The following is a 22561-nucleotide window of genomic DNA, read 5'->3' on the forward strand; positions in this document are numbered from 1 at the left end:
TATTACTTAGACGATGCTTCCCATAAGCGTTTTATGATACATTGTTCGTCGATTGTAATTTCGTAAATATCAGGATTCGTTAAAGTTCTCCATTCATTAAAGCCAATCGTATGATTAAAATGCTTTAAAATGAGCGTAAGTAAATTGCCATGTGTAACAAGTAGTGTTGTTGTATGGTTTAATTGTAAAACGTCTTGAATAAGCGATATGGCACGGTCTGTTGCTTGTTTTGTTGACTCTCCGCCTGAAAAGGCAATATCTATATTTGTAAAAGTAGATTCTAGTTTTTGCATCCAATCATCCATTGGAACGTTGCTCAATATGCGTTCAGTTAATCGTTCATCTTCTTGGATAGATAAGTTAGCTTGGAGCGCATAGGGCCGAATGGAATCGATAGCTCGGACAAATGGGCTTGAAATAATATGATCGATTTGTAGATGATTTTCTAAGAGAAATGTAGCAAGGGTATTTGCTTGGTCTTTTCCATCGGTCGTTAATTCAGCATCACGTTTTTGCCCAGTTGCTGAACAATGTCGTATTACAATAATTTTCTTCATAATTCATCCCCATCTTTCAAGTTGACGCTATATACTTCGACAAATGTGGAAATAATTCCTTTTTCTTGTAAAACGGCATATGGATTTAAATATGTGGAAAAGTAATGTGGATAATGAACATTTGAGGTGCAATCATGAATAAAATGATATGTATTGTAGTTAGTCTTTGTTTTTTTTATACACTTGTCCACAACTTATGCAGAGTCGAATCAAAAAGTAAATTATCCAAGCAATCGAAATAAGTCATTTGTGAGTGAGGATATTTTTTATAAACAGTTAGATAAGAAAATTTATAAAGAATACAATAATGCAGCATATAGTGTTCGAAAAAAATCTTATTTAAAGAAGTGCCCGATGAAGAATTTTCTTTCCTACAAAAAACAGCCGTGGGTTGTCGGAGTAGTGTGATGCTTCAAGATTTTTTTGTTCATCCTGATCGCCAAGTTTATTTTTTTGCTTCCTTTTCTCAAAATGAAGTAGAAGAGTTTCATAAATATATCGTTATAGATGCAGAAACAAAGAGGGAGCTGCAAGAAGGAAAAAGCTATCATCATTGCGACAATCCATAAAAAATAAACCACCAATCGGTGGTTTATTTTTTACTCCGGTACACTCATTAATTTCGCTTTCATTTTGCGAATAAGAACGACAGCGCCAATTGTACAAAGAAGTGTAATTCCTTCTGCAACGAAGATATTGATTGTTTTTGTTTGGTAAAGGGCCGCGAAAAAGTCTACAAATGCGTGGAATAGTATAGCGTATACTAGGAAGATATATTTCTTCTGTTTTACTGCGTATAAAACAAGCATTGTAAAGGCAATTTGAAGCACGAGTGCCATAATTCTTTCTAAGCTACCAAGGAAGTATAAGTAGGCAGGTTGCTGAATTAACATGTCCTGTAAAATGCTCAGCTCGGGTTTTTGTTCAATCAGTCGAGCGAAGCTACCATCGTTAATAGAATTAGCAAAGATTAATGCTTGTAATGCAGAAAAACCGCCAATTAAAATAGATTCAATTCCGCCGTGACCAATTCCATAAGCGAAGCCATCTTTATATTCTAGATATTTTTTTAGTAAGAAGAAGAAGGCAACGAAGCGTCCTAATTCTTCAAAAATACCAGCAGTCAATCCGCCATAAATTGCGAAGACAAACGGATTTTCTAAAAATGGAGCGATTGTTGGATTACCGCGCATAAATAGGTGGAATGGTGTTTCAAGAATTTGAGTAAATCCGATAAAGATAAGAACACCAATGCCGACTACTTTCCAATTCATATTATATTTTTTACGGAAATAAACGAGTACAATAATTGGGACCAGAATCGAGACAATGAGTTGAAAGATGATGCTGGCAATTACAGTATTTGAAACCATACTTTCACCGCTTTCTAATATATGTACATAACTATTATGCATCAAATATAGGAGAGATGAAACTTTTTAAGATAAAATGAATTTACTTATTGACTCTAACGTTGCGTCATACTTTATCGTATGTACTAAGGGGGAGATACAAATGACAATGAGAGTAAAAGAAGTAGCTGATTTAGTTGGAATTAGTGTGCGCACACTGCATCATTACGATGAAATTGGGTTGTTAACCCCAGACGAGACGACAGAGTCTGGATATCGTCTGTATTCCAATGAAAATTTAGAGACATTGCAGCAAATTTTGTTTTTTAAAGAGCTTGGCTTCCCTTTGAAAAAAATTAAAGAGATTATCATGAGTCCATCATTTGATCGCGAAGAGGCACTAGAGCTTCATAAGAAAATGCTTCTTGAAAAGCGTGCTAGATTAGATAAAGTGATTGCGACGATTGATAAAACAATTCAGCATACAAAAGGAGAGATTGAAATGACGAACAAAGAGAAATTTGAAGGATTCGATTTCAGCCATAACCCATATGAAGAAGAAGCACGTGAAAAATGGGGAGATGCAGCTGTAGATAAAGCGAACGAATATGCAAAAGGTATGTCAAAAGAGAACCAAGAGGAGTTTAATGCTATTTATAGAAATTTAGCAGCGCTTAGACACGGAGCACCAGATTCTAAAGAGGCACAAGAAGCAATTGGAGTGTGGTACGATTACTTGCAAAACTTCGGTGCATATTCATTAGATGCTTTTAAAGGACTCGGTCAAATGTACGTCGCTGATGAGCGCTTCACGAAAAATATCGATAAGTTTGGTGAGGGGTTAGCGCAATTTATGTGTGATGCGATGGAGGTTTATGCGAATCGTAATAAAAAATAAAAAGTAAAACAGGTGGAGATTTTCTCCACCTGTTTTACTTTTTAATCATATCATTCAAAGTCTGATCTCCCGTATTGTTCAAATGAGGATTTTTACTCATTTCACGTTTTAGCATATCGAGGCTTTGCGTATATTCTGTATCATTTAATGCGCCAGATTGAAGACCTTGAATTTGGGAAATCAACTTTTGGTCTGTTGATACATATCCTTTATAATAGCGAGGGACGATGGACAAAGCAGCTCTATATACTTGATCCGCTACGAGTTTTGGATCCGTTGTGTTTGCACGGTATACAACAAATACTTCATCATCGGTAACGAGCGTAGCAGCGTTTGTAACGTCAGGAAGTTTGACTGTCATGCTTGTAATCATTTCAGCGACTTTCTCACGGTTAATGGCCCCTACTTGTTTGTTAGACACTTCATGCTTTTGTTTAGATGAATAACCGACTCTCGTTAATCGTGTATTTGTATTTTCCGTATGATACATGTCGTTTTTGTTGGAAACAAGAACACGGCTTCCTTCTTCACGTTCCATTTCGGCTTTATTCGTTGATTGGCAGCCTGCAAATAAGGAAAGAGTGAGGAGAGAGAGTATAATTTGTTTTTTCACGATGTATCACCTCCTTCTCCATAGCATGCACTAATTTTCAATTTTTTGTATTTGAAATTGTTGGTTGTTATGCTTTGTGATACGATAAAAAGAAGAATGCTTAGAGAGGAAGTTAATGATGGAGCAAAAGCAAGAGATTCATGCTACGGTGAGCATTAATAATGTGCAGTACGAAGTAATTAAAAACTTTCGTGACGGTTTTAGTGAAGAAGCATTTAAAGAGCGCTATGCAGAAATTTTAAATAAATATGATTATATCGTTGGAGACTGGGGATATGAGCAACTTAGACTGCGCGGATTCTTTGATGATAGTAACCAGCGTGCGACATATGATACGAAAATTAGTACGTTAACGGAGTATTTATACGAGTACTGTAACTTCGGTTGCGCACATTTTGTATTACGAAAAGTGAAGAAGTGATTGTAAGAGTTTTTTTTCGTAGCAGTTATACCAATTGTGAGGAGGCTGTTTACTTGAAAAATAAACAGCACCTCGACAAATATAATGATTCTTTTCATACAAGCGCAATGAAACGGGATTGCCAGTGAAAGCATCTAATCGTATGCCCGTATAGTCTTTTCGTTTTGCTTCATTTTCCCAAAAGGATAAAAGTACTTTGCTATATCCTTTTCCTTGGGCGAAAGGATGGATGACGAAAGAATGGACGATAAGAAAGCGACCGTGTGTTTCTGACCAATCAATTAGCTCATATTCTGGAGATTGCCACTCATTCAACACAACAGCACCAACGAGCGAATCATGCTCAAATAGGCAGTAGAGTTCACCTTGTTCTAAGTGATAGGCAATATGTTCTCGAGTCGGATATGAATCATCCCATTGATAAATTTTCTTTTGTAAGAGCGCTTTTTTACATTCTGTATACATTGCATCTAATTCGTCTAATAAATTCATCGTACCTTTTCTCACATTTAGCATGAGACTCCCCCTTATAAACAAATTGAAATAGAATCTCCTTCAGATAGTATTGTATTTGGCTTCATTTGTTGTCCATTCAATTGAATATCCCCATTTTTAATTTTATCCACAATGAGTGTACGGCTCCAGTCGGAAATATATGTGGATAAGGCTTTATCGATGCGGTGGGAACCGAAAACGATGTCTAATACGATCGTGATTTTAGCTATGCCGTTTTCTTTATGTTGCATAATGGAAATAGTAGTAGTTGTTTCGGCTTGATCTTGCTGCGTCATATCGACTGTTTCAACGTGATCAGTAAATGATTTATAAATACGCAGTTTTTGATTCCACGTATGATCTTTCGGACATTTATAAATGGCAAAGCGGTATATGTTTTTTCCGTTGGCGTTATGCCTACGAATATTCGTGTCAGTAAATAAGGTAGTGCGTCTGCAATTTTTACAATACTTTTCGATTGTGTTTTGCTCATTTTCATATAAACTCCAAGAAAGTTGTACTTTCTGCATTTTTCTTCACCTCTTATAGTAGTGGCAAAGAAACGTAATACAGCTATTTGGATGTCTTGTAGTATGAAGACATGAGAAAAAGACAAAAATAAAAGGAGGTTCCCTTAGGAACCTCCGTAAACATCATACTACAGATGCGTTACGTTCCTTTGTAATGGGAATGGGCAGACTACTCCCTTGAAAAAGCGTGGTGCTTTTTTGAGAGTAATGCTATCCAATTGCTGGTCCATTACAAAGTAAATGTTGGCATACGTAGATAACGTCCTTTCTATCCAAATAGATTTATTCTTAATTATAACATATTAGTTTGAAAATTAAAAATAATTACAATAAAAAAACACCAGCTAAAATAGCTGGTGCATACGATAAATTATATAAGTTCAAATAAAAATGAGCGTAATTCTTCTGCAATTTCTTCAGTCATAGAAAATGCGTGCTCTAAGTAGCCTGGTTCGTTTAAATCGTCAGCACCGATGATTGCAAATTTATTGCGTTGCATATCAAGGACAATTGTTTTACCGTAATGACGATCGGAGTATAATAGCGCTAAATCGTGACGCTCATTTTCTCCCATAAAGCTAACGAAACGAGTTTTTGTAGCGACAGTATCGTCGTACAGAAAGAAACGTTCTTCCATACACATGGCTCCTTTATTAAATATCTAAGTTTAAGTGTGGTTTATGATCTAAATGGTGATGCGTTTTAATGAATCGTACTGTTCTTGTTTTGTAACGCATTACGATAGAGTATGTTTCAGCTAAATCTCCACCAAGGAATTTAACACCGTCTAATAACTCACCAGCAGATACACCAGTTGCTGAGAAGATTGCATCATCCCCAGATACTAAGTCATCTAACATAAGAAGTTGACGAGGATCTTCTAATCCCATTTCACGACAACGAGCTTCTTCTTCTTCGTTCATTGGAACTAAACGAGCTTGCATTTCACCTTCAAGGCATTTTAATGCTGCTGCAGAAATAACACCTTCTGGAGCTCCGCCAATACCTACGAATAAGTCGATACCCGTTCCAGGTAGTGCTGTTGCGATTGACGCACCAACATCACCGTCACCAAATAATTTTACGCGTGCACCTTTTGCACGAACACGGTCAATAATATCTTGATGACGTTCACGTTCTTGAACGATAACTGTTAGATCGCGAATCTTTTTATTGTTAGCTTCTGCTACAATTTCAATTGTTTTTTCAATTGGATCATCTAAGCTAATTTTACCAGCTGCTTTTGGACCAACCGCGATTTTTTCCATGTACATATCAGGAGCATGAAGAAGGTTCCCTTTGTCTGCGATTGCAATAGCTGCCATTGCATTTGCAAGACCTTTTGCAACGATGTTTGTACCTTCTAATGGATCAACGGCGATGTCTACTTCTGGACCGTTACCTGTTCCTAGTTCTTCACCAATATACAACATCGGTGCTTCATCAAGTTCTCCTTCACCAATTACAACTGTACCTGCCATGTTTACTGAATCGAACATATCACGCATTGCTGTAGTTGCTGCATCATCTGCTTCATTTTTCTTTCCGCGGCCCATCCACTGTGCGGATGCTAAGGCTGCTGCTTCTGTTACACGGACAATTTCTAGTGCGAGTTCACGTTCCAAGATTCCATTCCTCCAATTTCAAAAATCATACAAATATAACTATAACAAATAACGGAGAAAAGGTGAATTCGAAAAATTGTCGATTTTTTCAGAAGAAAGCGTTACAATTAAAATGTAAATGCTTTAATTTCCAGGTAGGTGACATTCATGTATTTTGTAGACAGAAAGAAAATAGAACAAATGCTAGTATGTTTAGAACGAGCAACAAGTACATTTCAAGAGAAAAAGATATATGAAACCGAGTTTGAATTTTACGCATTAGAGCGCATAGCCCATCTTATTATTGATTGTGTATTAGATGCCGGGAATGCGATGATTGATGGATTTATTATGCGCGATCCAGGAAGCTATGAAGATATTATTGATATTTTAATGGACGAGCGAGTGATAAGTGAAGAAGATGGACAAGGGATGAAAGAAATTATCCTTCTTCGAAAAATGCTTACGCAAGACTATATTCAAATGAATCATGATGAATTATATAAGACGATTCAAAAACATATTGCAGTGGTAGAGAAATACCCAGCAAATATTCGCAGTTATTTAGAAAAGGAATTAGGACCTGTATCTGCATTTGTACCAGAATAATTATGCTTATAAGATCCCCAGAGAATGCCTTTTGGGGATCTTATATTGTATGTGAGAAAGAAAAGGGAGAAGGGTGAAGTATGGGGGAAGCACGTACGACGAAAGACGAAATTGTACAATTGTTGAAAGTAAAGGGAGAGCACACGGTAGCTGAACTAGCTGACGTTTTAGAGATTACAGAAATGGCGATCCGAAGACATTTAAGTAATCTTGAGAAAGACGGACTCATTTATTCTAAGATGGTAAGGCAACATGTCGGAAGACCAACTTATTTGTATGGATTAAGTGAAAAGGGAGAAGATACATTCCCGAAAGAGTATAAGCAATTTGCGATTGATATGCTAGAAGATTTAGCTCGAATGGGTGATGAAAAAATACTTCGTTACGTTTTAAAAGAGAGAACGAAGCGAATGGAAGAACAGTTACAAAAGAGAGTGAGTAATCAAAAGAATTTAGCATATAAAGTGCAAGAGATAGCAGCTATGCAAGAGAAAAACGGTTATATGGTTCAAATAAAGAGAGATGGAGAGAATTCTTTCGTAATTGAAAAACAAAACTGTCCGTTAAAGGAAATTGCAGAGAGATTCCCGCAAGTATGTAAAGATGAAAAAGAGATGTATAAGCGTTTATTTGCAGGAGCAGATGTAAAGACGTTAGCAAATATGTGTGAGGGCGATTGTAGTTGTTCTTACCAAGTAAAAGAGAAAAAATGAACGTTATGGGGCGCTTTTAGGTAAAGCGTTTTTTTCTTTGGAAAAAGCGGGTAATATAAGAGTGGTATGATAAGGTGAGAACGTTAGCATAGAAGGAGAGACATAATCGATGTATAAAGGTTACTTAATTGACTTAGACGGTACGATGTATCGCGGGGAAGAACAAATTGAAGAGGCAAGCGACTTCGTAAAAGCATTAGGAGAGCGCGGCATTCCTTATTTATTCGTTACGAATAACTCAACGCGTAAACCAGAACAAGTGGCAGAAAAACTTGTTCGTTTCGATATTCCAGCGAAAGCAGAGCAAGTATTCACAACGAGTATGGCGACTGCGAACTTCATTTATGAACGTAAACAAGACGCAACTGTATATATGATTGGTGAAGAAGGCTTGCATGATGCACTTGTGGAAAAAGGATTTGAACTTGCGGATGAAAATCCTGATTTCGTTGTTGTTGGTTTAGATCGTGACATCACATATGAAAAATTAGCAAAAGCGTGTCTTGCTGTGCGTAACGGCGCAACGTTTATTTCTACAAATGGGGACATTGCCATTCCAACTGAGCGCGGATTATTACCAGGTAACGGTTCATTAACATCAGTTGTAGCAGTATCGACAGGTGTGGATCCAATCTTTATCGGAAAACCAGAATCAATCATTATGGAACAAGCTTTAAAAGTGCTTGGCATAGAAAAAAATGAAGCATTAATGGTTGGGGATAACTACGATACAGACATTTTAGCGGGAGTAAATGCTGGCATGCATACCCTTCTTGTCCACACTGGAGTCACAACTGTGGAGAAGTTAACAGAATATGAAGTACAACCAACGCAAGTTGTGCATAACTTGACGGAGTGGATTGAGAAGATGTAATGAAGAAAGCTGTTCCAAACTTTGGAACAGCTTTTTTTCTAATATTTGCGGGCAGCCCGATTGGTGTGGGCTAACATTCAGTTGTGACTAGTGTCGATTTTTGTCGGTAAGTCGATATATTTGAAAAATCGCCGATATAATATGAGTTGCGCCGATATATTTAGAAAATCGCTGATATAATATGAGTTGCGCTGATATATTTAGAAAATCGCTGATATAATATGAGTTGCGCTGATATATTTAGAAAATCACTGATATAATTTTATTAAAAAGCACGATTCACAACGTCTTTAACCTCTTCAAGATATTGTTTACGCACACTGTCATCCACAGAAGGAACACTTGTATAGAATGTATGCTCAATTGTTTCAATGCCTGTAAATTCAAAAATACCAACATCCGCTGTTTTCTTCATCGCATCAAACATGCCGCCTGCTGTGTATGCTTCTTTCGTATTGCCCATTGTAGATAATAACAATCCTTTTTTACCGCTTAATAACTTTTCAATACCGTTTTCACCGTAAGCATAAGCAAATCCATGGCTAAACACACGGTCAACGTATCCTTTTAAAATAGCAGGAAGTCCCGCCCACCAAACTGGATAAATAAATGTAATGCTATCAGCCCAAGAGATATGCTCTTGTTCTTCTTTAATATCTTCTGGTGTATTTCCTTTAGAAAATGAGATGAAATCGGAAGCGCCTAATACTGGATTAAAGTTTAATTCGTATAGATCGCGAACGCGTACTTCGTGACCTTTTCCTTCTAATTCACTTTTTACCGTTTCTAAAATCGCATGGTTGAAGCTTTCTGTATTCGGGTGTGCATAAACGATTACATGTTTCATTTTTCTTCCTCCTATTTGTGGATATGTGAATAGTTATTTGTATATCTGTAACTATTATGGTTACTGTTTTTGTAGAAGTCAAGTAATACATATGTATGTATAAAAAGACGCCCGAAAATCGCCTTTTTATACCCCGCTCATACAAAGTACAAAGAAGACAAATAAAATAATGACAAGCCCGATGCCGAAATTAAATACGAGAGTGCTATCCATATATGTAGCCTCCTTGTTTGAAAGTAAAAAGCACTCTAGTTAAGAGTGCTTTTTTATTTTGAATCTACTTTATAACTTTTAGAAAGTGATTCATGCGTGTAATGATTTACATTATTTTATGTATTTATACTTTGAAATGAGTAAGTCCTTGTTGGATATAGAAAAAAAGACACTCGTTGGAGTGTCTTTTAAGATGACAAAATGTGCCAATTGCTTGAGGTTGATAAGACGCTAATTTCCGTGTTAACGCCTTTTCTTTAATCAAGAAGTGTAGCAACAGCGATTCAAATAAATTGTACCACTTGTTTAATTATGGTGCGTATGCAATTGTGCATATTATGATCATGGGGTAGGTAATGAACTGTGAATAATTTGAAGTGATTTATTTACGATTTCTTCTGCAGCATATATGCCAATTGCGTCTGTTTTTAAAATATGGGGTTGTAAGTTATCATGCATTGCCCCTAACTCACCATGAAGTGGTGCGAAGGCATGGTTCGCCTTTTCAAGCATGCATAAATCAAGTAAAGAATCCCCAGCTGTAATAATCGTATCTATTTGCAAAATTTCTTTTATATATTGCACAGCGTCCCATTTGTTAATTGGTTTTGGTACAAAGTATAGCTTTCTACCTTGAAGTGAATGATTCCAGCCTTGTTTGTCTAACCAGGAAGTGAAAGATGATAATTCATCATAAGGAATGTTCTCCCGTTTAATAATGCAATAATGGAATAGATCATCGGCTGTTTTTTGTGATATAACCCAATCTTTATGAGCTATTTGTCCAAATTCCTTTAGTATGTCGTTTCTCTCTATACATTCAACCGATAGTCTTTCTTTTACTGTCCTGTTCCAAGTACCATCTTGTTTCCCGTTATGAAGGATATTACCGCCATTACTTGTAATGGCGTATTCGGGAATGATTTCGTCTTGGAATAAAGCAATCCGCTGAAACTGCTCAATAGTTCTTGTTGTAACTGGGATGAAATGTGAGTGCAGTTGTAATTTTTTTAGTAGTGAAATGGTTTTATGTGATATAAAAGAAATTTCTTTCCCATCTAAAGTTTCAATGAGTTGAATTGATTCATCTTCTATAGGGGCACGAAACGATTTCCGGGAATAAATAAGCGTCTGATCAAGATCACTGGCGAAAATCATATCGTTTTCCTCCTAAGGGGCTTAATGAGCCCGCAACATGAATAAGCCATATTCTCATAGATTTCAATAGAGACATTCTTTTCTTTAGCAAGAAGTAAAATATGCTTTAAATCGGGATTGTTTTGCTTACGTATTAAAATTTTCCACGGTATTCTCCGGAGTAATACGCGAGTTGTTTCACCGACTCCTGGTTTAATTAAGTTAATATCGTCAATTTCAAAGTGATTTTGGATAGACTGTATATCTTTTAATCCTTGCCAAGAGGGATCAGTGTAAGTTGAAGTAATATAACGTAATTGATTATCTATATGAGAATGAACAGAAGGGAATAAATCTGTTACCTCATCAACGAAGAAATTTGATAAGTCTTCTTGCTCTAGCTCTTTATAATATTTAACACCATGAAAATCATTTGGACCGATATAGGTGTCATTTAGTACAGTGCGGCTAATGAGTCCAGAGACTGTTGCATTTAAGCAAGCGCTAGGAATAAGAAAATCTTCACGTGTACCGTAAATTGAAGTACAGTAACCGGGATCAGCAAGCACAGCCATACAATGAGAAATGTGTGTATTATTTCGTTCGTTAAATGTGTGTACTGCATATTCTAATTCTTTTTTTATTGCACCTTTTCCAGTCCACCCATCAATGAATTGAATTGTTTCTTTAGGGTGATGTTCCAAAATATAATGGAGTGCATTTTCATCAATACCGCGTCCGCGAACAATAGAAATACAATAGTGAGGTACATCAAGGTTGTATTGATAGCGTATGTAGCGTTTGATAAGAATGCCAATAGGTGTACCAGCACGAGCTAATGAAACGAGGACAAGGTTAGTTCCTTTAGTTTGTATAATCTGTTCGGCGACAACTCCAACAGCGATGGCTAGTTTGTGTTTGTATTGTTGCAGGGAAGAAAAGAATAAATCCATATACGCTTTAGAGGGTTTATATTCCATTGGTAACATTTCGGAATAATGTGTGCCAGCTTGAATTGCTTGTTCTCTAGTTTCCGTGGAACTTTCTTTCATTAAATCACTAATATCTTTTAATAGAAAAATAGCATCATTTGGATTGTAACTACTAATATGAGAATTTACTTTTACCATAATTATCAACCTTCCTTTTCTATGCTATTTGAAAATGAGACGATATGAATAAAAGGAATAACTGTTTGTAACTGCTGTAGAAGAGGAGATAGGGCTTCTTCCCCTAAATCACGCTCAATGAAAACAAATACTTCATCGTAATCATGAGGTGAAATATTATAAAAGTAATTTGTAATAGTAGAATCTTCAGGACTTGGATATGAGAAATGATTATGAATGGCGTAGTTCACATCATTTGAAACAGAATGGATAGGGCTTCTTGTTGTAGATTGATATAAAATATTTTCACCCATTTCAGCAGCAATTTTCATTGGGATATACATAAATTCACCCGTTCCGAGACAGAGTGTTCGTTTTCCAATTCTTTCTCTTTTTAAAGTTTTTCCTGCTTCTTGGGCGAAAGAATGAATGTGCTTTTGTTCATATGCTGAAATGCCAAATCGCCCAGTATATTTTATATAATTTGATGTATAGGGTGATTTTAGGCAGGTAAGGGTATGTTTTTTGAAATCAGGTTTTGTTTCTTCAATTTGAATCTCTTTTTTTGCAATATTTAATGGTTGGCCAGTTGTATGAATACTGCCTTCTAATAAAGAAATAACATGAACCTTAATTTGAAGTTCTTCTTCTAATTGTTTAAATTGTTTTCTATTAGTATGAGAACGCCAGTCTAACAAAGAAGCAATTATATATTCTTCTCGTGGGAATTTATTTTGAATAGATCTAATAATATTTAATGCTGTTTTTCCTGTTGTCATCTCATCATCTACGAGAACAATTGGATTGTTGTTTTGAAAAAAGCTTTCATCTACATAACAACGGTGTGATGTTGCATGAGAATGTTCTTCCTCAAATGTAATGACAGATTCTAGGTGGGGTATCGATTCCCTAGTTGTATGTACATACTTTGCATTTTGAAAGCATTGAAACATAGAATGACCAAGTGATGTCGCTGTTTCAGCGAATCCGATGAACAAAACTTCTTCTTGCAGAGGATATTGATAACGAAATACTTCCTCTGGGATTTCATCAATTTCTAATGAAATGAGATTTAAAATTTCTTTTTGAAATGGATGAGAAATATTATGTAGTATTTCCATATATCTTGCAGCGAGAGCAACTCCACTTGATAGAGAGACTGCAGGTTTAATAGGAAGATGCTTTCCAAGGATTGTACTCACAAATAAAAAACTACGTTTCTTATTTATTCTCGCAGCCATTTGAAAAAGATTGTCTAGCGCTAAATTATATGGATTATCACGTACTTCTACATGAACTTGTATATTATTTAAAACGTTATACGTGTTGCTTTGCGTTTGTAATAAGGAGATCGGTGAATTGTTTGTTTTCATGTAGCACCCCGTAAATATTAGATTTTAAAATGGTTTTGCGAGCCCAGCCATAATGAGGTTTTGCTTCATTCATTTTGTTAGAAAAACTGCTTTTTAGCACTCCATTATACGTATCTGCATTTTGTAAAATTAATCTCGCATCTAAATAATCTTCCATTGTGACAATGTGCATTGCCTGTACAACTTTAATATGAGATGGGTGAATAACTGTCTTTCCGATTAAGCCATTTGCATGGTCAAGTGATACCTCTTGAATAAGCCCTTCTTCATGATCATTAGAAAAATATTCCCATACACATCCTGAAATAATATATTCATTTGTTGCCCTTGAGAAAACGTTAATAATGTCTGAAATACAATCACGGACAACAGTAATATGATAGATAGGTGTGTATTTATTGCGCCGAATACTAAATATACTTGAAAAATCAGTAGCACCAATACGTACATTTAAGATGTAATCGTGATAAGAATCTAGTAAATCCTTTATTTGTAATAATGATTCTGCCCGTGTTTCCTTATACATAATTTCGGGTGATTCTAAAATCGGCATGCCATATAGCGATAATGAGTATAACTCGTTTATATATGCAAGCTGATCGATATAAGTCTTTCCGTTAATCGGTGTGAATTTTGGAAAGACAAAACCACATAAACAATGAACAGCACTACCTAATTCAGTAACAATTTTCTTCATTTGACTTGGCTGTCGAACTCTAATAAAAAGAAGTGGGATGTCTGCTTGATTTAGTATGTTGGCACTGACTAAGTTAGCGATTTGCTGTATTTGAACGACGATGTTTTGCTCTGCAAGTTTTACTTCCTCATCGCTTATAGCGTCCTCTAGACAAAGAATAATTGAGATAGCATCCACATGTTTCCTTCTAATTATATCTTCCGCAATCGTTTCTTTCGTGCCAGGAGTATATAGTGTAGCGCCTAGTGCGTAAGCTAGTTGTTCTTTTCCTATATTTTTTGAAAAACTAAGAGGTTCTTTATAGAAAAAATTTTGCCGTTCTTCTGAGGAGAGATAAGAAAAGTAATTCAAATTGTCACCACCTTATTTATAATGATTCTGTTTAATCGTAACATAATAAGAAAAATCTTCCATAAAAATTAAGCAAGAAATTAAAAAAATATATTGAGAAAGATGAATTATAAGATGAATATCGAATATTGTTAATAGAAATATAATAGGGGGAAAGAGAAAGTGGATATACATAAATTAACAGAGGAAGAAGCAAATGAGATAAATACTTGGACGTACGAGGAACCATATAATTTATATAGTTTTTCAGGCGAGAAAGAAGTAATGGAAGAGCTATTAGATGGAACGTATTATGGCTGTTGTGATGATCAAGGAGACCTCATCGGTTATTTTTGTTTTGGAGCAAATGCACAAGTACCAGGTGGAAGAGATGCTCATTTATATGGTGGAGAAGATGTGATTGATATTGGACTTGGCATGAAGCCGGCGTTAACCGGGAAAGGAATGGGGAAAGAATTCTTCCAAGCTGGAATAGCGTTTGCCACGAAAGAGTTTAATGCAAAAATGTTTCGATTAAGCGTAGCGACATTTAATACAAGAGCGATTACGTTATATAAAAATATCGGATTTAAGCAAGGGCCTATTTTTTTGAGTCGCGGAAGAGAATTTATGCTGATGGAATATGAAAGACCGTCAGCATGAACCTGACGGCCTAGAAAACACTATTATTCTGAGTGCTCAGCTCGGTGCGCTAAACGGCTTGAAGCAGCGGCAGCGATTCCGCCAACGATATCATCAAGGAACGTGTGCACCTTTCCAGTTGATTTATCATTTAAGTATTCTAAAATACCAGGTTTTAATTTATCAATATATCCAAAGTTCGTGAAACCGATAGAGCCGTACACATTCACGATAGAAAGTGCGATAACTTCATCAATTCCGTATAAGCCTTCATCACGTTTTACAATATCTTGTAACGGTTCACTTAGCATTCCCTTTTCAGCAAGGACATCAAGCTCGATACCAGTAATCAGTGCGTTTTGTACTTCACGTTTTGATAGTACACGTTCTACATTGTAACGGCATTCTGACATCTCTAAATTTGGATGATATTTTTTTTGAAGAAAATGAACAAGTTCAGCAATATCGTCAATTGTTACACCGCGTTCTTGTAATAGTTTTAATGCTCTTTCTTGTAGTTGATTTGATTCTTTCATGTTTATCACCTTTTTTTCTTTTTAGTATTTGTATACGTTTCGTTGCTTTATCATGTGCATAGGAATGAAAGGCGAGCACAAGCTCATATATATAAAGAAAAACCATAGGTGGCGACTGCGATGATTCAGCATATTTATGAGCATTATCACATGCATGTTAAAGAATTAATCCCCCTTGGCCCCTATAAAAGCTTTTGGATTCGCAACAAAATTTATGTACTTGTTCCAATTGGAGAAATGGAGGAAGAAGTACTTGTAGAGATGAAAAAGCTCAGTGATTATATGAACCAGCAAGGGGATATAACTGTAGCGACTTTCGTTCCGACTATACACGGCTACTATGTAAGTGAGATAGAAGAACAAAATTATTGCTTATTAAAAGGTATGCGCACGTTAGAACGACATGCTATGTCATTAGGAAGTGAGCTTTCTATATTCCATAAACGAGGTGCATTCTTTCCAGAAGAAATTGAGCAATTAAGCCGAATTGGTGAATGGAAAGCGTTATGGGAAAAAAGGCTCGATCAATTAGAAAAGTTTTGGCAATCACAAGTGATGAACCACCCTTCAGATGTATTCGATCAATTGTTTATTGAATCCTTCCCGTATTACTTAGGAGTTGCAGAAAATGCCATTCAATATGTTGTCGATACAGAAATGGATGATACGCCGCAACTAACGGATGCAGCAACAATTTGCCAAGAACGATTCACACCTTTATTATGGCATCAAACGAAGCGTCTCAAACTTCCTTTTGATTGGGTGTATGATCACCCGAGTCGAGATATTGCAGAATGGATCCGCCATATGACGATAGAAAAAAAGAAAGACTGGGAGCAAACAATCGTTCAATTTGTTACGGATTATGAACGGAATTATTCGCTATCCTCATTTGGCTGGCGCTTATTATTTGCAAGGCTCCTGTTCCCGCTGCACTATTTTGAAACGGTCGAACGATATTACCAAACTGGAAACGAAGAACAAAAAAGCATATATAGAGATCGCTTAGAAGCCATTTTACACGATGTGAACCGCTCAGAGCAATTTATGAAGCATTTTTATGGTTCGCTTCGTTTACCAGTAGATAAGCTTGGGATTAGAAAATTAGATTGGTTATCTTAAAAATATAAAAAAGAGACCGAGTGAGGTCTCTTTTTTATATACCACAATTTTATGTAATACATTATGCCCCTACCTGCTGATCTGTACATATATTTAAAACGAATTGATGCTTTTCGAGCTTTTCATTTACTTTACCCAATAATTCTTGCTGGATTTCTTTAAATAAAAATTGATAGCTTGTATTCCACGTTGGTATAGCGGATGAAAGGCCTAATAAATACTTTTTTTTCTTTTCTAGTTCTTGAATTGTTAAAAAAGTGTTCCCCATTTTTGGCATGTGTCGTCCCCCTATGTTTTTTACTTTATATGTGTGAACGATTCACTATATAGTATTAATTATCGCATTTTTTGAGAGGGATTTCCAATTTTGTTTTATGATGTTAACGGATAAATGTGATTTGAATAAAAAAAGGAGACCAAATTTGGTCTCCTTTTAGCAAGTGACTTTGAACGAGCCGCTTCCGCTTTTAATTAAAATACTTGTTCTACTTCGATAACGCCTGGTACTTCTTCAAGTAACGCGCGCTCGATACCAGCTTTTAGTGTGATTGTAGAACTTGGGCAGCTTCCGCATGCACCCATAAGGCGTAGTTTTACGATACCTTCTTCAATGTCTACTAATTCAACGTCTCCGCCATCGCGAAGTAAGAATGGACGTAATTTATCTAATACTTCTAATACTTGTTCTTGCATATGTGGGTTTTCCATTTTTATCGACTCCTTTCATCAGTTTTATTATAATCAAGATAGAGGGGAAAATCTATTTTTTCTCTTCTTGTTTTATTGTCGAAATTTTGTATCGTGTTTTTTCAGTATAGGGGTATGGAATAAGTTTGTAAAATGATGTGCTTATGTAATAAGACATCTGAATATACTGTTGGGACAAGAAGTGGGGGAGAAGAAATGGTTAATGTTCAAGTGTATGGGACGAAAGTAATTTGTGCGAGCTGCGTTGGAATGCCATCTTCAACAGAAACGTTTGAGTGGTTACAAGCGGCAATTGGTCGTAAATATGAAGGACAAGAAAATAAATTTAATTTCGAGTATATTGATTTCCAAGAAGAACAAGAAGATGCGGATAAAAAAGCATTCGCAGAGCGCGTAGTGGAAGAAGATTTATTTTATCCGGTCGTTCTTGTAAATGGAGAAATTGTTGGAGAAGGAAATCCTCGTTTGAAGGATGTTTACGAAGAAATCGAGAAATATTTATAAAACAAGAAGTCTTTGCGAATTTGCAAAGGCTTTTTTTATTGGAGGGATAGATATGAAAAATGGAGTGAAGCATGCGTTACCAACGGAAGTAGAGCAGTTAATGGAGCGGTACACAGTAGAATTAAAAGAAATTTTTTTGGATGAAAAAATAGTCGGGGTATATATTTACGGATCCATCGCACTAGGTGCATTTCATAAGGAAACGAGCGATGTTGATTTTGTTACAGTGATAAATGATTCCGTGAATGAAGCTGAAAAACAGCAGCTTGTGGAACTACATAAGAAACTTAGTGATAATATGCTAGGTAAAAGAATGGACGGTATGTATATTCCGCTTGCTGACTTAGGGAAATACAATGATGAAATGAACGAGTATGTGTATTGTGCAGATGGTAAAGCTAATGTTGGTCATTGGGACATTAATGCGGTCACATGGTGGACGTTGAAAAATCAAGGCATTACAGTTACCGGAAAAGAAGCAGAAGATCTTCCGCTGCAAATACAATGGAATGATGTAGTAAATACGATGAAATACAACGTAGAACAGTACTGGAGTGGGAAGGCGAAGAAGCCATATTTATTCTTTATAGAAGAATGGGTAGAATCAGCGGTTGTTACGATGGGGCGTATTTTATATACACTAGACCATAAAACAATCGTTTCAAAAGATAGAGGACTACAATACTTGTTAGAACATTCATCGGAAGAATGGGGACCTTTATTAAAAGAAGTAGAGAGAATACGGCAGAATCCAAAAGAAAAGCGAATGCTCTCAAGGTGGAGAAGGGCAGATATGACGAAGAGGTACTTACTACATTTAATTGAGATGTGTAGAGAGAAATGGTAGGGAAGAAAATGGACAATACAGTGGGGTGTATTGTCTTTTTTATTTTGTAGTAGATAGAAAAGTATTTACAAGTATTGTGTAGAGGAAAGATAATAGAAAAAATATGTGCATGGGGGAAGATGATGAGTAAATATAAATTACATATAGATAGAGAACAATTATGGAAAGGATGCGTTTTAAATTCGATTGCCCATGCAATTAATGTAGCGCATTGTCCAGATTTCTCACATGAAAGTTCATGGGATGGATTTAACTATAGTATGCAAGATAGCCAAGGCGGACAAGGGGTAATTACGTTTCATCCGAATTATACGATTGTATGTCTTCAAGATGTGAATAGTGAGAGAATGGATGAGTGGATTGATGCGAAAAGTTATTTTGAAGGGGCACCTTCGGAAGTAATAGATATTGCGAAAGAAGAAGCACTTCAATACGTATTAGAAGAAGTAGAAGGCGAAACAGTTCCTTTTATTACAACTGCATTTTGGATTGAGGATAGTGGTGCGTATTCAATTGATTCATTTGAAGAGATGGAAGAGCACGGTGGATTCTTATTAGAAATTCCATTACTTGATACAGAATCAGCAATGGAAAGACTGGAAGAAGAGTATGAACTGACAGAGGAACAAATAGAGCTTTTACAACTCGTGTATGAGAAAAAAATCCAAAGGCCAAATGAGGAAATTAAGTTGTCTAAAGAAGAAGTAGCAATGATTGGAACGGAAGATAGCGAAGGATTGGAAGCTAATAAGGAGTCATTTGCAGAAATGAATATTACTTGGGAGTTGTAGGATAGGATATAAAATTGTGATAAAGGACTAGTAGAAAGAACAATGTGAAATTACATTGCACTTTCTACTAGTTTTTTCATATACATATCAACTTCGTGAAAGAATATGGGCTCTTTTTCCTTAGTATTCAGATGCACGGTGCAATGTAAATATTGCTGTAAGTAGCGATTAGCTTGTTCGTACTGTTTTAATTTGTAGAAAGAAAAACAAGTAAGAAGTAGAAACGCTTTTTCTTCTAATATTGGAACGACAGCTAGTACCGGAGTAATGGAATGTATATTTATTTCCACTAAATTTTCATAAGATGTCCACGTTTGAAACCAGTCGAAAATAGTAGAAAGGTAACCCGGAATGTTGATAGTTTCATGTGAAACATTATGCAATAGCTGGTTCTGTTTGATATGTATAGGCTCTATTCTCGTTTGTAGAATGCAATCGAATATTGAAATGTTTTCTTTTATTTGTAATTGGTGCGTAATAAGCTGCGGGAGACCGATAGGGTGGACTCCTATATTTATATAAAAGTCATCTCCAAACTGGCTTTTTTGTATGTTAATGAGCTTATAAAATCCGTTTTCAGCTTTGAAAAATGTATGTCTTTTTGTCTTAAAGCCGAGTGGTTTTAAAGTGGCGTGTAAATTTGTAATAAAATCTTGCTCCTTTTTAGAGCCAGGCTTATTCTTCGTCATATTCATAAGTAGTTAAGTTTTGTAAGAAACTTTCAAAGTTAGGTGCTAATTCAATAATTTCCTCAAACTCATTATCGATAAATATAACTGGAGGATTTTCAGCTACATTTCGATAGTCTAATGCAATCCATGTATGTCCATCACCAGATAAAAGTATGATATTCTCAGGCATTTCCCATTCTCGAATTAAATAGCGGCTCTCTAAAATACTAGATTCATTTTCATCAAAAGAAATACCATATAAACCAGATACATTAACGTGATCGTCTGCCCAAGAATTTGGCTTTGAAGTAGGGTGAACATCGAGACGAAGAGTTCCCCCATTTTGTTCTTTTAGAAGGTTTATATATGATTCTGGAAGCTTTACGTTCAGTACTTCTTCTGCTTTTTTGATTAGTTCATCGTTAATGGGTGCTAGTTTTAAATAGTCATCGTCTGCCCAAATTGTACTCTTCATATTCGATCACCTCAAATAATAGTTTTAAGAATCTTATGTCATATATTATAGTTAGTTTAGATAACATGCAATAGAGGGAGGGACGGAGTATGGATGTGTATGAATACCTCGATCACGTAAATTCTAAAGAAGATTTATTAAAATTTCTTGTATACCTCCAAAAGGATTTTAAAGTGAATAGAGATGAATGGGAGAATGTAGAGGTAGAGACTTATTTAGAGGCATTAAATAGTTGGTTAGGTTCTTGTGAATCGGTTTATATAAATCAAGGAGAGAAGTTTCCAGAAAATATTTCATGGAAGTTTATTGCTCAAATGTTACTTGCGGCAGCTCATTATGAATAAAATTAGATTTTTAAAAGATAGAATGGAGAAGATATCTTGATTAACCATAATAAAATTAAACAACTTTTAGCACATGTAGATCGTGCTGATGATAATGAAATTGAGCTAGAGTATGAATCTGAACCTATGACGATAGAATTGTTTAATAGTGAAGAAATAGAAGAAGGGCAACTTGGTTATAGTTTTGATGAAGAAGGTCAAAGCTTAGTCGGGAATGAAGAAGGAGATTGGAAAGAAGGATGGATTGTAATAGGGATAGATTCATATCTTGGAGACCCGATTTTTGTAGATAGTAACGATGAGAACTGTCCAGTTTATACAGCTATGCACGGTGAGGGAGAATGGGAGCCGGAATGTATAGCGGAGCGTATAGAAGATATTATTGAGAAAGTGAAGGGGAATGTGCGAGAAATAAAATAGTATTTCAATGTGATTAAGAGGGAGGAAATGTAGTATATATTCACTAAAAAAGATGTATAAAAATGATTTTGATGCATCCTTTTTAGTGAATATATAAAATAATTAACTTAGTGTATTAAATATATGATACATGATTATTTTAATATATTTAAAAGTAAAATGAAATAAGAAACGGATAATTGTCGGAATATATTCGATTTCCGTTCATTTTTATGAAATATGTGTACTTTTTGTTAGATTCCTTCATTTTGTGCATATACAATAAATGTATATAGAAATAAGAAAAGGATGATGTACGTGAAGGACACTGTTTTACAAGAAACGATTTCTCCACAAGAATTACATAAAGTTGTTCAAAAGAATACAGCTTATTATGACTTTAAGTGGGGGAAAGTAGAAAATCCAGCGCAAGGGAATACATGGAATTGGGTAGCCTTTTTCTTCCCAACTTTTTGGTTAGCTTATCGAAAAATGTATAAGTTATTTATTATATTTGCGTTATTGGCTATACCTAGTATATTTATACCCCCTTTTATAGATATTCCAGATGGGATTTATGTAACATTTAGTTTAGCTCTTCAATTAGGAATGATGATATTTACTGGATGGCAAGGAAACCGTTTATATTATAAGCATGCTGTTCGTGTTTTTCGTAAGGGAGAAGATTCGTCTGATCATGAGAAGGCGTATTTCTTACAATCAAAGGGTGGCGTAAGTATTGCTGGTATGATTGGTTTACAGGTTATAGTCGGGATTGTGTTTGGGTTAGCTGCGCTCGGGCTGTCCTTTTTACCAACTGAACCGAATATTAAAAACGTTGTTCGTTCAAGTGGTGAAGGGGTTACTTTAGAGATTATGACTGATAATCCAACTTGGAAGTTTGTTAAGAAAGAAAAAGATTATGACGTAGTAGAGTTTACTGGTTATGATTATACAGAGAAGAAAAACGTGAAAATTAAATTTGCTGTTTATTTCGATGAAGATTATTTCGAGTGGCAAGAGGTATATGAAAATAATAAGAAGTTAAGTGAAGAAGAAGTGGAAGAATATCAAATTTACATTGAAGAAAATAATTTGGGTTTCTAGAGAGAACTCGTTCATTTTGAAAAGAAGAATCTTGTGAAGGTTC

General features: G+C 35.6%; 30 protein-coding genes and 1 pseudogene. 14 read left to right on the forward strand and 17 right to left on the reverse strand.

Annotated features, from left to right (window positions below):
- Positions 1–2: 2 nt before the first annotated feature.
- A complete protein-coding gene (locus tag QCI79_RS16470) occupies positions 3–557 on the reverse strand; it encodes a histidine phosphatase family protein (RefSeq protein WP_000721050.1) in 555 nt (184 codons plus the stop codon).
- A 134-nt stretch (positions 558–691) separates the two neighbouring features.
- Here QCI79_RS16470 and QCI79_RS16475 point away from each other — a divergent pair.
- Positions 692–1126: pseudogene (locus tag QCI79_RS16475) on the forward strand (hypothetical protein).
- 30 nt (positions 1127–1156) lie between these two features.
- On the opposite strand, the gene QCI79_RS16480 reads toward QCI79_RS16475, so the two are convergent.
- A complete protein-coding gene (locus tag QCI79_RS16480) occupies positions 1157–1972 on the reverse strand; it encodes a YhfC family intramembrane metalloprotease (protein ID WP_002101508.1) in 816 nt (271 codons plus the stop codon).
- Positions 1973–2072: 100 nt separating this feature from the next.
- Here QCI79_RS16480 and QCI79_RS16485 point away from each other — a divergent pair, with 100 nt between their 5' ends.
- Positions 2073–2807, forward strand: a complete 735-nt coding sequence (locus tag QCI79_RS16485) for a MerR family transcriptional regulator (RefSeq protein ID WP_000178768.1) — start codon at positions 2073–2075, stop codon at positions 2805–2807.
- 34 nt (positions 2808–2841) lie between these two features.
- On the opposite strand, the gene QCI79_RS16490 is transcribed toward QCI79_RS16485, so the two are convergent.
- The gene (locus QCI79_RS16490; protein WP_000744039.1) at positions 2842–3420 is read right to left on the reverse strand and encodes a YhcN/YlaJ family sporulation lipoprotein; all 579 of its coding nucleotides are present in this window, start codon (positions 3418–3420) and stop codon (positions 2842–2844) included.
- A 118-nt stretch (positions 3421–3538) separates the two neighbouring features.
- Between QCI79_RS16490 and QCI79_RS16495 the strand changes: the two genes are divergently transcribed.
- Positions 3539–3841, forward strand: coding sequence for a YutD family protein (locus tag QCI79_RS16495; RefSeq protein ID WP_000435943.1), 303 nt, complete (start codon positions 3539–3541; stop codon positions 3839–3841).
- Here the strand turns inward: QCI79_RS16495 and QCI79_RS16500 are convergent.
- The 4 genes from QCI79_RS16500 to glpX all read right to left on the reverse strand — a co-directional run bounded on the left by QCI79_RS16500 (position 3821) and on the right by glpX (position 6491).
- Positions 3821–4357 carry a GNAT family N-acetyltransferase gene (locus QCI79_RS16500; protein WP_071699976.1) on the reverse strand — a complete coding sequence of 179 codons (537 nt, stop codon included), beginning with the start codon at positions 4355–4357 and terminating at the stop codon, positions 3821–3823. The genes QCI79_RS16495 and QCI79_RS16500 overlap by 21 nt on opposite strands.
- Positions 4358–4368: 11 nt before the next feature.
- Positions 4369–4866, reverse strand: coding sequence for a hypothetical protein (locus tag QCI79_RS16505; RefSeq protein WP_001174574.1), 498 nt, complete (start codon positions 4864–4866; stop codon positions 4369–4371).
- A 370-nt stretch (positions 4867–5236) separates the two neighbouring features.
- On the reverse strand, positions 5237–5503 hold the full coding sequence (locus tag QCI79_RS16510; protein WP_000392606.1) for a DUF3055 domain-containing protein: 267 nt from the start codon (positions 5501–5503) through the stop codon (positions 5237–5239).
- A gap of 16 nt (positions 5504–5519) precedes the next feature.
- The gene (gene glpX / locus QCI79_RS16515; RefSeq protein ID WP_021727529.1) at positions 5520–6491 is read right to left on the reverse strand and encodes a class II fructose-bisphosphatase; all 972 of its coding nucleotides are present in this window, start codon (positions 6489–6491) and stop codon (positions 5520–5522) included.
- 147 nt (positions 6492–6638) lie between these two features.
- Here glpX and QCI79_RS16520 point away from each other — a divergent pair, with 147 nt between their 5' ends.
- From QCI79_RS16520 to QCI79_RS16530, 3 genes are all read left to right on the forward strand, one after another.
- On the forward strand, positions 6639–7079 hold the full coding sequence (locus QCI79_RS16520; RefSeq protein WP_000273999.1) for a DUF86 domain-containing protein: 441 nt from the start codon (positions 6639–6641) through the stop codon (positions 7077–7079).
- A gap of 80 nt (positions 7080–7159) precedes the next feature.
- The gene (locus tag QCI79_RS16525) at positions 7160–7792 is read left to right on the forward strand and encodes a helix-turn-helix transcriptional regulator (protein WP_000503350.1); all 633 of its coding nucleotides are present in this window, start codon (positions 7160–7162) and stop codon (positions 7790–7792) included.
- 109 nt (positions 7793–7901) lie between these two features.
- A complete protein-coding gene (locus QCI79_RS16530; RefSeq protein WP_000276463.1) occupies positions 7902–8666 on the forward strand; it encodes a TIGR01457 family HAD-type hydrolase in 765 nt (254 codons plus the stop codon).
- Between the two features lie 265 nt (positions 8667–8931).
- On the opposite strand, the gene QCI79_RS16535 is transcribed toward QCI79_RS16530, so the two are convergent.
- The 5 genes from QCI79_RS16535 to QCI79_RS16555 form a co-directional block, all read right to left on the reverse strand.
- Entirely contained in the window at positions 8932–9513 is a 582-nt protein-coding gene (locus QCI79_RS16535) for an NAD(P)H-dependent oxidoreductase (protein ID WP_000683436.1), read from the reverse strand.
- Positions 9514–10068: 555 nt separating this feature from the next.
- Positions 10069–10884, reverse strand: a complete 816-nt coding sequence (locus tag QCI79_RS16540; protein WP_000575377.1) for an HAD family hydrolase — start codon at positions 10882–10884, stop codon at positions 10069–10071.
- Complete coding sequence (locus QCI79_RS16545; RefSeq protein WP_000241505.1) at positions 10881–11993, reverse strand: cysteine protease StiP family protein; 1113 nt, start codon at positions 11991–11993, stop codon at positions 10881–10883. The genes QCI79_RS16540 and QCI79_RS16545 overlap by 4 nt, the downstream gene beginning before the upstream one ends.
- Positions 11994–11998: 5 nt before the next feature.
- Positions 11999–13345 (reverse strand): phosphoribosyltransferase family protein, encoded by a 1347-nt coding sequence (locus QCI79_RS16550; RefSeq protein ID WP_000856300.1) that lies wholly within the window; start codon positions 13343–13345, stop codon positions 11999–12001.
- Positions 13290–14393 (reverse strand): HpcH/HpaI aldolase/citrate lyase family protein, encoded by a 1104-nt coding sequence (locus QCI79_RS16555; RefSeq protein WP_021727530.1) that lies wholly within the window; start codon positions 14391–14393, stop codon positions 13290–13292. Before QCI79_RS16555 ends, QCI79_RS16550 begins: the two co-directional genes overlap by 56 nt.
- A 162-nt stretch (positions 14394–14555) precedes the next feature.
- On the opposite strand from QCI79_RS16555, the gene QCI79_RS16560 reads away from it, so the two are divergent.
- Positions 14556–15035: a GNAT family N-acetyltransferase gene (locus tag QCI79_RS16560; RefSeq protein ID WP_021727531.1), complete on the forward strand. Its 480-nt coding sequence runs from the start codon at positions 14556–14558 to the stop codon at positions 15033–15035.
- Between the two features lie 23 nt (positions 15036–15058).
- On the opposite strand, the gene QCI79_RS16565 is transcribed toward QCI79_RS16560, so the two are convergent.
- Positions 15059–15550, reverse strand: a complete 492-nt coding sequence (locus QCI79_RS16565; protein ID WP_000665094.1) for a phosphatidylglycerophosphatase A family protein — start codon at positions 15548–15550, stop codon at positions 15059–15061.
- Between the two features lie 120 nt (positions 15551–15670).
- On the opposite strand from QCI79_RS16565, the gene yutH reads away from it, so the two are divergent.
- Positions 15671–16672 (forward strand): spore coat putative kinase YutH, encoded by a 1002-nt coding sequence (gene yutH / locus QCI79_RS16570; protein ID WP_000614218.1) that lies wholly within the window; start codon positions 15671–15673, stop codon positions 16670–16672.
- Between the two features lie 61 nt (positions 16673–16733).
- Here yutH and QCI79_RS16575 read toward each other — a convergent pair whose 3' ends face one another.
- The gene (locus tag QCI79_RS16575) at positions 16734–16949 is read right to left on the reverse strand and encodes a hypothetical protein (RefSeq protein WP_021727532.1); all 216 of its coding nucleotides are present in this window, start codon (positions 16947–16949) and stop codon (positions 16734–16736) included.
- Positions 16950–17143: 194 nt separating this feature from the next.
- A complete protein-coding gene (locus tag QCI79_RS16580; protein WP_000431159.1) occupies positions 17144–17380 on the reverse strand; it encodes a NifU family protein in 237 nt (78 codons plus the stop codon).
- 195 nt (positions 17381–17575) lie between these two features.
- On the opposite strand from QCI79_RS16580, the gene QCI79_RS16585 reads away from it, so the two are divergent.
- The 3 genes from QCI79_RS16585 (at position 17576) to QCI79_RS16595 (ending at position 19522) form a co-directional block, all read left to right on the forward strand.
- Entirely contained in the window at positions 17576–17884 is a 309-nt protein-coding gene (locus tag QCI79_RS16585) for a YuzD family protein (protein WP_000248588.1), read from the forward strand.
- Between the two features lie 52 nt (positions 17885–17936).
- Positions 17937–18731 carry a nucleotidyltransferase domain-containing protein gene (locus tag QCI79_RS16590; protein WP_002101505.1) on the forward strand — a complete coding sequence of 265 codons (795 nt, stop codon included), beginning with the start codon at positions 17937–17939 and terminating at the stop codon, positions 18729–18731.
- Between the two features lie 122 nt (positions 18732–18853).
- Positions 18854–19522 carry a hypothetical protein gene (locus tag QCI79_RS16595; protein WP_000049707.1) on the forward strand — a complete coding sequence of 223 codons (669 nt, stop codon included), beginning with the start codon at positions 18854–18856 and terminating at the stop codon, positions 19520–19522.
- Between the two features lie 50 nt (positions 19523–19572).
- Here the strand turns inward: QCI79_RS16595 and QCI79_RS16600 are convergent, their stop codons facing one another.
- Entirely contained in the window at positions 19573–20211 is a 639-nt protein-coding gene (locus QCI79_RS16600; protein ID WP_002101500.1) for a DUF4304 domain-containing protein, read from the reverse strand.
- Positions 20198–20668 carry an SMI1/KNR4 family protein gene (locus QCI79_RS16605; protein WP_000843107.1) on the reverse strand — a complete coding sequence of 157 codons (471 nt, stop codon included), beginning with the start codon at positions 20666–20668 and terminating at the stop codon, positions 20198–20200. The genes QCI79_RS16600 and QCI79_RS16605 overlap by 14 nt, the downstream gene beginning before the upstream one ends.
- A gap of 89 nt (positions 20669–20757) precedes the next feature.
- On the opposite strand from QCI79_RS16605, the gene QCI79_RS16610 reads away from it, so the two are divergent.
- The 3 genes from QCI79_RS16610 (at position 20758) to QCI79_RS16620 (ending at position 22518) form a co-directional block, all read left to right on the forward strand.
- Complete coding sequence (locus QCI79_RS16610; RefSeq protein ID WP_000383681.1) at positions 20758–21012, forward strand: DUF7660 family protein; 255 nt, start codon at positions 20758–20760, stop codon at positions 21010–21012.
- Between the two features lie 36 nt (positions 21013–21048).
- The gene (locus QCI79_RS16615; protein WP_000607080.1) at positions 21049–21432 is read left to right on the forward strand and encodes a hypothetical protein; all 384 of its coding nucleotides are present in this window, start codon (positions 21049–21051) and stop codon (positions 21430–21432) included.
- Between the two features lie 288 nt (positions 21433–21720).
- Positions 21721–22518: a DUF2628 domain-containing protein gene (locus QCI79_RS16620; protein ID WP_003285671.1), complete on the forward strand. Its 798-nt coding sequence runs from the start codon at positions 21721–21723 to the stop codon at positions 22516–22518.
- Positions 22519–22561 lie beyond the last annotated feature (43 nt).

Origin of the sequence: Bacillus cereus group sp. MG1 (assembly GCF_040460035.1) — a bacterium.
GTDB lineage: Bacteria > Bacillota > Bacilli > Bacillales > Bacillaceae_G > Bacillus_A > Bacillus_A cereus.

What these genes read in the sequence shown, in the direction of transcription:
- QCI79_RS16470 (WP_000721050.1), bottom strand. Translation starts at nt 557, where the DNA reads ATGAAGAAAATTATTGTAATACGACATTGTTCAGCAACTGGGCAAAAA.
- QCI79_RS16480 (WP_002101508.1), bottom strand. Translation starts at nt 1,972, where the DNA reads ATGCATAATAGTTATGTACATATATTAGAAAGCGGTGAAAGTATGGTT.
- QCI79_RS16485 (WP_000178768.1), top strand. Translation starts at nt 2,073, where the DNA reads ATGACAATGAGAGTAAAAGAAGTAGCTGATTTAGTTGGAATTAGTGTG.
- QCI79_RS16495 (WP_000435943.1), top strand. Translation starts at nt 3,539, where the DNA reads ATGGAGCAAAAGCAAGAGATTCATGCTACGGTGAGCATTAATAATGTG.
- QCI79_RS16500 (WP_071699976.1), bottom strand. Translation starts at nt 4,357, where the DNA reads ATGCTAAATGTGAGAAAAGGTACGATGAATTTATTAGACGAATTAGAT.
- QCI79_RS16505 (WP_001174574.1), bottom strand. Translation starts at nt 4,866, where the DNA reads ATGCAGAAAGTACAACTTTCTTGGAGTTTATATGAAAATGAGCAAAAC.
- QCI79_RS16510 (WP_000392606.1), bottom strand. Translation starts at nt 5,503, where the DNA reads ATGGAAGAACGTTTCTTTCTGTACGACGATACTGTCGCTACAAAAACT.
- QCI79_RS16520 (WP_000273999.1), top strand. Translation starts at nt 6,639, where the DNA reads ATGTATTTTGTAGACAGAAAGAAAATAGAACAAATGCTAGTATGTTTA.
- QCI79_RS16525 (WP_000503350.1), top strand. Translation starts at nt 7,160, where the DNA reads ATGGGGGAAGCACGTACGACGAAAGACGAAATTGTACAATTGTTGAAA.
- QCI79_RS16530 (WP_000276463.1), top strand. Translation starts at nt 7,902, where the DNA reads ATGTATAAAGGTTACTTAATTGACTTAGACGGTACGATGTATCGCGGG.
- QCI79_RS16535 (WP_000683436.1), bottom strand. Translation starts at nt 9,513, where the DNA reads ATGAAACATGTAATCGTTTATGCACACCCGAATACAGAAAGCTTCAAC.
- QCI79_RS16540 (WP_000575377.1), bottom strand. Translation starts at nt 10,884, where the DNA reads ATGATTTTCGCCAGTGATCTTGATCAGACGCTTATTTATTCCCGGAAA.
- QCI79_RS16545 (WP_000241505.1), bottom strand. Translation starts at nt 11,993, where the DNA reads ATGGTAAAAGTAAATTCTCATATTAGTAGTTACAATCCAAATGATGCT.
- QCI79_RS16550 (WP_000856300.1), bottom strand. Translation starts at nt 13,345, where the DNA reads ATGAAAACAAACAATTCACCGATCTCCTTATTACAAACGCAAAGCAAC.
- QCI79_RS16565 (WP_000665094.1), bottom strand. Translation starts at nt 15,550, where the DNA reads ATGAAAGAATCAAATCAACTACAAGAAAGAGCATTAAAACTATTACAA.
- yutH (WP_000614218.1), top strand. Translation starts at nt 15,671, where the DNA reads ATGATTCAGCATATTTATGAGCATTATCACATGCATGTTAAAGAATTA.
- QCI79_RS16575 (WP_021727532.1), bottom strand. Translation starts at nt 16,949, where the DNA reads ATGCCAAAAATGGGGAACACTTTTTTAACAATTCAAGAACTAGAAAAG.
- QCI79_RS16580 (WP_000431159.1), bottom strand. Translation starts at nt 17,380, where the DNA reads ATGGAAAACCCACATATGCAAGAACAAGTATTAGAAGTATTAGATAAA.
- QCI79_RS16585 (WP_000248588.1), top strand. Translation starts at nt 17,576, where the DNA reads ATGGTTAATGTTCAAGTGTATGGGACGAAAGTAATTTGTGCGAGCTGC.
- QCI79_RS16590 (WP_002101505.1), top strand. Translation starts at nt 17,937, where the DNA reads ATGAAAAATGGAGTGAAGCATGCGTTACCAACGGAAGTAGAGCAGTTA.
- QCI79_RS16595 (WP_000049707.1), top strand. Translation starts at nt 18,854, where the DNA reads ATGAGTAAATATAAATTACATATAGATAGAGAACAATTATGGAAAGGA.
- QCI79_RS16600 (WP_002101500.1), bottom strand. Translation starts at nt 20,211, where the DNA reads ATGACGAAGAATAAGCCTGGCTCTAAAAAGGAGCAAGATTTTATTACA.
- QCI79_RS16605 (WP_000843107.1), bottom strand. Translation starts at nt 20,668, where the DNA reads ATGAAGAGTACAATTTGGGCAGACGATGACTATTTAAAACTAGCACCC.
- QCI79_RS16610 (WP_000383681.1), top strand. Translation starts at nt 20,758, where the DNA reads ATGGATGTGTATGAATACCTCGATCACGTAAATTCTAAAGAAGATTTA.
- QCI79_RS16620 (WP_003285671.1), top strand. Translation starts at nt 21,721, where the DNA reads ATGATGTACGTGAAGGACACTGTTTTACAAGAAACGATTTCTCCACAA.